The organism is Kitasatospora sp. NPDC004799 (assembly GCF_040609095.1).
Taxonomy (GTDB): domain Bacteria; phylum Actinomycetota; class Actinomycetes; order Streptomycetales; family Streptomycetaceae; genus Kitasatospora.
Genome location: NZ_JBEXJK010000410.1, coordinates 1 through 7,075 on the forward strand (window position 1 = coordinate 1; position 7,075 = coordinate 7,075).

Here is a 7,075-nt window from a genome sequence, read left to right on the forward strand (position 1 = left end):
GGCCCGCGACTCCGCCCAGGACGACGACAGCGTCCTGATCTTCATCGAACAGGAGGACGCCTGGTTCGCAGGAACAGGTAACAGATGACAGCTGACAGATTTCGAAATCTGTCAGCTGTCATCTGTTACCTGTGATCTGTTGTCCGTCGGCTGTCGGCTGTCGGCTGTCATCGCCACCCGGTCCGCCCGCCCCGGTCCACCCCCAGGTCCGCCGCCGCCCCCATCCGCCGCTCGTGGGAGAGTGGTAGGCAGCGAAGGGAGCGCGAACGTGCTGATGGACAAGGTGGCGGAGATACTCGCCGAGGCATCGGCCGAGGTGGTGGAGCCGCGCTTCCGGGCGCTGGCCGCCGGCGAGGTGATGGAGAAGGCCCCCGGCGAGATCGTGACGGTCGCCGACCGCGAGGCCGAGGTGATCATCGCCCGCCGCCTGCACGAGCTGCTGCCCGTCCCGGTGGTCGGCGAGGAGGCGGTCGCCGCCGACCCGTCGCTCGCCCTGGCCCTCCACGACGAGCCCGCCGCCTGGCTGGTCGACCCGGTGGACGGCACCGCCAACTTCGTCGCCGGCAGACCCGAGTACGCCGTGATGTGCTCCCTGGTCCGCTCCGGCCGGACCGTCGCCTCCTGGATCTGGCAGCCCGCCACCGCCACCACCTACTGCGCCGAACTCGGCTCCGGCGCCTGGCGCGACGGTGTGCGCCTGACCCGCCCGCCGGCCCCGAAGGACGTCGCGAAGCTGCGCGGCTCGGTGAAGAGCCGCTACCTCGACGCCGAGCACCGCCGCCGGCTGCAGGACAACATCGCGGCCTTCGGCGAGATCTCCTCCGGTCGGCACGCCGCCGGGATCGAGTACCCGGACGTCGCCGACGGCCGCTCCGACTTCACCCTCTACTGGCGCACCCTCCCCTGGGACCACGCCCCGGGCTCCCTCCTGGTCACCGAGGCCGGCGGCGTCTCCGCCCGCCCGGACGGCACCCCCTACCGCCCGGAGGCCCCCGGCTGCGAGGACGGGCTCCTGGTCGCCGCCGACCCGGACACCTGGGAGCGCACCCGGTCGATCCTCCTGAACGGCTGACCGCAGCGCCCCGGCCACCCCGGCGACCCGGACCCCGGCACCCCGGCACCCCGGCACCCCGGCCATACCGTCCGACCGCCCCCTCGGCCTCCGGCGACGCCCTACCCCGCCCGCTCGCCCGCCACCTTCCGGCCGGCGCCCACCACCTCCCGCAGCAGCGCGCCGACCTCCCCCACCGTGGTGTGGGGGTTCAGCAGCGTGAGCTTCAGCCGCACCCGGCCCGGGCCGCTGCCCGGCAGTTCGGTGCGCCCGACCACCGCCCGGCCGGTGCGCAGCAGCAGGCGCCGCAACCGGCCGTTCACCTCGTCCAGCGCCGCCTCGTCCGTCACACCGGGCGGCCGGTAGCGGAAGAGGAGCGCGGTGAGCACCGGCTCGGTGTGGAGTTCGAGCGACGGGTCGGCGCGCACCGCGTCCGCGGCGGCGCGGGCGAGGTCGTGGCAGGTGTCCACCAGTCGGCCGAGCCCGTCCCGCCCGAGGGTCCGCAGGGTGACGGCGAGCTTGAAGGCGTCGGCCCGGCGGGTGGTGCGCAGCGAGCGGCCGAGCAGGCTGGGGTAGCCGGCCTGCTCGTCGTCGACCGGGTTGAGGTACTCGGCGCGGCGGGCGAGCGAGACGTAGGTCTCGGTGCGGCGGACCAGGAAGACCCCGGCCGCGGCCGGCTGCCAGCCGAGCTTGTGCCAGTCGAGGGAGACCGAGTCCGCGCGGGCGATGCCGTCGAGCAGCGGGGCGAGTCGGTCGGAGAGCAGCGCCCCGCCGCCGTACGCGGCGTCCACGTGCAGCCAGGCGCCGTAGCGTCCGGCGAGGTCGGCGGCGGCGTTCAGCGGGTCGACGGCTCCGGTGTCGGTGGTGCCGGCGGTGGCGACCACGGCGATCGGGGTCCGTCCGGCCCAGCTGGCCTCGGCCATCGCCCGCTCCAGTTCGGCCTCCCGCATCCGCAGTCCGCGGTCGACCGGGACGGGGACGACCGCCCGCTCGCCGAGGCCGAGCAGGGCGGCGGAGCGCTGGACGGAGAAGTGCGCGGCCTCGGAGGCGAGGATGCACGGGCGGACGCCGGCCGGGATGCCGTCCAGCTCCACGATGCCGTCGAGCTTCTGGTCGCGCGCCAGCATCAGCCCCATGAGGTTGGACTCGGTGCCGCCGGAGGTGAGGACGCCGGCGGCGCGTTCCGGGTCGTAGCCGACCAGTCCGGCGATCTCGGCGAGCAGGGCGCTCTCCAGGGCGGTGGCGGCGGGGGCCTGGTCCCAGGAGTCCTGCGAGGGGTTGAGGGCGCTGACCGCGAGGTCCGCCGCGGCGGCGACGGCGAGCGGCGGGCAGTGCAGGTGCGCGGCGCAGGCCGGGTCGGCGGGGTCGGCGGCCCCGTAGGCGAGGAGTTCGGTGAGCCGGGCGAGCGCGCCCGGGCCGTCGGCGGCGGCCAGCGCCTCGTCGACGAGGGCGGAGATCTCGGCCGGGCTGCCCGCCGGGAGCGGCCCGGAGCGCGTGGCGGTGCCCGTCTCCAGGGAGTCGAGGACGGTGGCCAGCAGTGGTGCGAGCGCACCCGGCCCGGCGGCGCCGCCCGCCAGGGCGTCCGTCGCGACGCCGTCCCCGGGGAGACCGACGGGGCCGGTTCCGGGCCCGCTCACCGCTGCCCCCGAAGCGTCGCCCCACCCGCCGAGCCGCCCGCCGAGCCGCCCGCCGTTCCACTCGCCGAGCCGCCCGCCGTTCCACTCGCCGTTCCACTCGCCGAGCCGCCCGCCGTTCCACTCGCCGGGCCGCCTGCCGCGCCGCCCGCCGCCCCGTCCGCCGGCCGGTTCGCGGAGGCCGCCGCGATCGCGTCCGCCAGCCGCTCCAGGACCGCCGCCACCTGCTCGTCCGTGATGGTGAGCGGCGGGAGCAGCCGCAGCACCGCGTCGTGGCGCCCGCCGAGCTCGACGATCAGCCCACGCGCCAGGCACGCCTCCCGGACCCGTACCGCGAGCGCCGGGTCGGCCGGCCGGGCGCCGCACGCGTCGGGCTCGGCCGCCGGGTCGACCAGCTCGACCCCGAGCATCAGCCCCCGGCCGCGCACGTCGCCGATCACCGGCAGTTCGGCCGCGAGTCCGCGCAGCCGGGCGGCCATCCGCTCGCCGACCGCGGCGGCCCGCTCGGCCAGCCCGTTCGCCGCGACGTGGCGCAGTGTCGCGGCCCCGGCGGCCATCGCGAGGGTGTTACCGCGGAAGGTGCCGGTGTGGGCACCGGGCCGCCAGCCGTCGTAGTCCTCGCGGTAGACGACGACGGCGAGCGGCAGGCTGCCACCGATGGCCTTGGACAGCACCATGGCGTCCGGAACGATGCCGCTGTGCTCGATCGCCCACATCGCGCCGGTGCGGCCGACGCCGGTCTGCACCTCGTCGACGATCAGCGGGATGCCGCGTTCGGCGGTGATCCGGCGCATCGCGCGCAGCCAGCCGTCGGGCGCCGGGACGACCCCGCCCTCGCCCTGGACGGCCTCCAGGATCATCGCGGCGGGCGTCACCACGCCGCCCGAGGGGTCGTCCAGCAGCCGCTCCACGTACGTCGCGGCGAGGTCGGCGCCCGCCTCGCCGCCGACGCCGAACGGGCAGCGGTAGCCGTACGGGTAGGGCAGCCGGGCGACCTCGCCGCCGCGCGGCAGCGGCTCCTTGACGGCGACGTTGCCGGTGAGCGCGAGGGCACCGGCGGTCATGCCGTGGTAGGCGCCGGTGAAGGCGAGCGCGCCGGAGCGGCCGGTGGCGGTCTGCATCAGCTTGAGCGCCGCCTCGACGGCGTCCGTCCCGGCCGGTCCGCAGAAGTGCACCCGGGCGCGGGCGGCGAACTCCGCGGGCAGGCTCTCGAACAGCGCGCTGGTGAAGTCGTCCTTCTCGGCGGTGGCGAGGTCGAGCAGGTGCAGCGGGGCGCCGCTGTCGAGGGTGCGGCGGATCGCCTCCAGCACCACCGGGTGGTTGTGGCCGAGGGCGAGCGTGCCGGCGCCGGAGAGGCAGTCCAGGTAGCGCCGCCCGTCGGCGCCCTCGACGGTCATGCCGTGAGCCCGGACCGGGACGATCGGGAAGGAGCGGGCGTACGTTCTGGCGGCGGACTCGCGGACGCGCTGACGGCGCAGGATGGCTTCACCGGCGCCCGGGGCTCCGGAGGCGGCCTGGACGGGTACGGCAGCGAGTGACACGAGAAACCCCCAGGGGAAGTTAGGTAAGCCTAACTTTACTGCCCTTGACCTGGCGGAATGCCCTCGAGCCCCCAGAACCACCCGAGTGAGTGAACCTCCCCCGGTCCCTCCAACGAGCGCGGCACGGAAAGGTCACGCACGAAGTGCGGACCCCCGTCGACCGTCAGGCCCGGCTCCGCCACCGGTAGCAGAGCTCCGGCCGCCCGACGCTCCCGTACTGCGGCTCCCGCACCGCGCACCCGGTCTCCACCAGGTGCTCCAGGTAGCGCCGCGCGGTGATCCGCGAGACCCCGGCGGCGGCACCCGCGGCCGCCGCCGACAACCCGGCGGCCGATTCGCGCAGCACCGAGGCGACGGTGTCCAGGGTGGGCGCGCACAGACCCTTGGGCAGGGTGCTGCGCTCCGGCGTGCGGAGCAGGGCGAGCGCCTGGTCGACCTCCTCCTGTCCGGTCGCCTCGCCGGTGCGCCCGAGGCTGTCGCGGTAGCGGGCGTAGCGCTCCAGGCGGTCGTGCAGGGCGGCCGCGCTGAACGGTTTCAGCAGGTACTGCACGACGCCCGCGGAGACCGCCTGCCGGACCATGGCGAGGTCGCGGGCCGAGGTCACCGCGATCACGTCGGCGCCGTGGCCGGCCGCGCGCAGCGTGCGGCAGAGCTGGAGCCCGTGGCCGTCCGGCAGGTAGAGGTCGAGCAGGACGAGGTCGACGGGCGTGCCGGCGGCGCGGGCCCGGTCCAGGAAGCGCAGCGCGTCGGCGCAGCTGTGGACCGCCCCCGCGGCGTGGAAGCCGGGTTCGCGCCGGACGTACAGGGTGTGCGCGGCGGCGGCCACCGGGTCGTCCTCGACCACCAGGACGGAGATCCCCGCGGTGGCGGCGGTGCCGGTGCCGGCCGTGGTGCCGGCGGCGCTCACGCCAGGGCCCCTTCCTGTTCCCGGCCGTCGGGTGTCCGGCCTCCGGATGCGCGACTGTCGGATGCGCGACCGCCGTACGCGCGGCCGCCGGACTCCTCGGAGCCGTCGGTGGACGCTCCCGGCCCGCCGGTCGGCCCGGTCGGCCGCCCGGCCAGCGGCAGCCGCACCGTGAGCACCGCACCGCGATCCCGTCCGACCTCGACGGTGCCGCCGTTGCGCCGGGCGGTCTGGGCGACCAGCGCCAGCCCGAGCCCGTGCCCGCGACCGTCCTGCTTGGTGCTCCAGCCGCGCCGGAACACGTCCTCGACCGCGCCCGGGTCGATCCCCTCGCCGGTGTCGGCGACCCGCAGCAGCAGGCAGTCGCCGACCGCCCCCGCGCCGTCGCCGTCGCCGCCGCACCCGCCGTCACCGCCGTCGCGTTCGGTGCGGTCCCGACCGCCGCGGCCCCGGCCCTCGACGATCCGCGCCGTGACGGTGACCTCCGGCGGGACGGGGCTCCCCGCCGCACCCGCGATGGCCGCATCCACGGCGTTGTCGATCAGGTTGCCGAGCAGCGTGATCAGGTCCCGCGGGGAGAGCCCGGGCGGCAGCACCCCGTCGTCGATCCGGCTGTCCTCGGTGAGGGTCAACTCCACGCCCCGCTCGGCCGCTTGGGCCGCCTTGCCGAGCAGCAGCGCGGCCAGCACCGGCTCGCCCACCGCCGCGACCACCCGGTCGGTGAGCTGCTGGGCGAGCTCCAGCTCGGCGGTGGCGAACGCCACCGCCTGCTCGTGGCGGCCGAGTTCGATCAGCGAGACCACCGCGTGCAAGCGGTTGGCGGCCTCGTGCGCCTGCGCGCCGAGCGCTTCGGTGAAGCCGCGCACCGAGTCCAACTCACCACTGAGCGCCTGGAGTTCGGTGTGGTCCCGGAGGGTGACCACCCGGCCGAGACCGGTGCCGGTGCCGATCGTGGAGGTGTTCAGCACCACGACCCGCTCGGCGGTCAGGTGCACCTCGTCCCGGGCCGGCTCCTCCCCCAGCACGGCCGCCACCAGCGCCTCCGGCAGGCCCAGCTCCGCCACCGGCCGACCCTCCACCTCGCCCGCCAGCCCGAGCAGTTCACGGGCGGCGTCGTTGCACAGCACCACCCGGTGCGAGCGGTCCAGCAGGACCAGCCCCTCGCGCACCGCGTGCAGGGTGGCCTGGTGGTACTCGTACAGGTGGCTCAGCTCGGCCGGCCCCATCCCGTGGGTGTGCCGCCGCAGCCGGGAGTTGGCGAGGTAGGTGCCGACGCCGCCGACCGCGAGCGCGGCCACCGCCACCCCGGCCAGGGACAGCAGCGGACCGCTCAGCTGCGCGGAGATCGACTCCACCGTGAGGCCCACGCTGACCAGCGCGACCACCCGGTGCCGGTCGTCCCACACCGGGGTGACCACCCGCACGGACGGGCCGAGCGTGCCGACGTACGTCTCGCTGCGGGTCTGCCCGGCGAGCGCCCAGTCGATGTGCCCGAGGTAGGTCCGCCCGATCTGCTCGGGCAGCGGGTGGGTCCAGCGCACCCCGTCGGTGTCCATGACGGTGATGAAGGAGACCCCGGTGTCGGCCCGCACCTGCTCGGCGTACGGCTGGAGCACGGCGGTCGGGTCCGGCCCCCCGACGGCGGCCCGGACGGACGGCGAGTCCGCGACGGCGTGGGCGACCGCAGTGACCTGGCGCCGGGCGGCGTCCTCGGTACGGCCGGCGGTGAAGAGGTACGCGAGCACCGCGCCGCCGGCGACCACCACGGCGACGATCACCACCTGGACGACGAACAGTTGCCCGGCCAGGCTCCGCACCAGCCGCCGGGGCAGGCGGCGGGACAGGCGCGCGGACAGCCGGGGCGAGCTGGAGAAGCCGGACTCCTCCAGCACCTCCTGGACCTTGCGGCGCACGACCGGGATGCGGGTGACCGACTCGGTGTAGG

5 protein-coding genes are annotated in these 7,075 nt (G+C 76.1%); 1 reads left to right on the forward strand and 4 read right to left on the reverse strand.

Annotation, left to right across the window (positions count from 1 at the left end):
• Window positions 1-274: 274 nt before the first annotated feature.
• Window positions 275-1,072: an inositol monophosphatase family protein gene (locus ABZW03_RS33920; protein ID WP_355267116.1), complete on the forward strand. Its 798-nt coding sequence runs from the start codon at window positions 275-277 to the stop codon at window positions 1,070-1,072.
• Window positions 1,073-1,173: 101 nt separating this feature from the next.
• Here the strand turns inward: ABZW03_RS33920 and ABZW03_RS33925 are convergent, their stop codons facing one another.
• The 4 genes from ABZW03_RS33925 to ABZW03_RS33940 form a co-directional block, all read right to left on the reverse strand.
• The gene (locus ABZW03_RS33925) at window positions 1,174-2,688 is read right to left on the reverse strand and encodes a pyridoxal-dependent decarboxylase (RefSeq protein WP_355267107.1); all 1,515 of its coding nucleotides are present in this window, start codon (window positions 2,686-2,688) and stop codon (window positions 1,174-1,176) included.
• Window positions 2,685-4,226: a diaminobutyrate--2-oxoglutarate transaminase gene (locus ABZW03_RS33930; RefSeq protein WP_355267110.1), complete on the reverse strand. Its 1,542-nt coding sequence runs from the start codon at window positions 4,224-4,226 to the stop codon at window positions 2,685-2,687. Before ABZW03_RS33930 ends, ABZW03_RS33925 begins: the two co-directional genes overlap by 4 nt.
• A gap of 163 nt (window positions 4,227-4,389) precedes the next feature.
• Window positions 4,390-5,133: a response regulator gene (locus ABZW03_RS33935; RefSeq protein WP_355267113.1), complete on the reverse strand. Its 744-nt coding sequence runs from the start codon at window positions 5,131-5,133 to the stop codon at window positions 4,390-4,392.
• Window positions 5,130-6,986 (reverse strand): ATP-binding protein, encoded by a 1,857-nt coding sequence (locus ABZW03_RS33940; RefSeq protein WP_355267119.1) that lies wholly within the window; start codon window positions 6,984-6,986, stop codon window positions 5,130-5,132. Before ABZW03_RS33940 ends, ABZW03_RS33935 begins: the two co-directional genes overlap by 4 nt.
• Window positions 6,987-7,075 lie beyond the last annotated feature (89 nt).

Bases quoted from the DNA above. Each gene is read 5' to 3' on its own strand.
- ABZW03_RS33920 (WP_355267116.1), top strand. From the start codon at position 275: ATGGACAAGGTGGCGGAGATACTCGCCGAGGCATCGGCCGAGGTGGTG.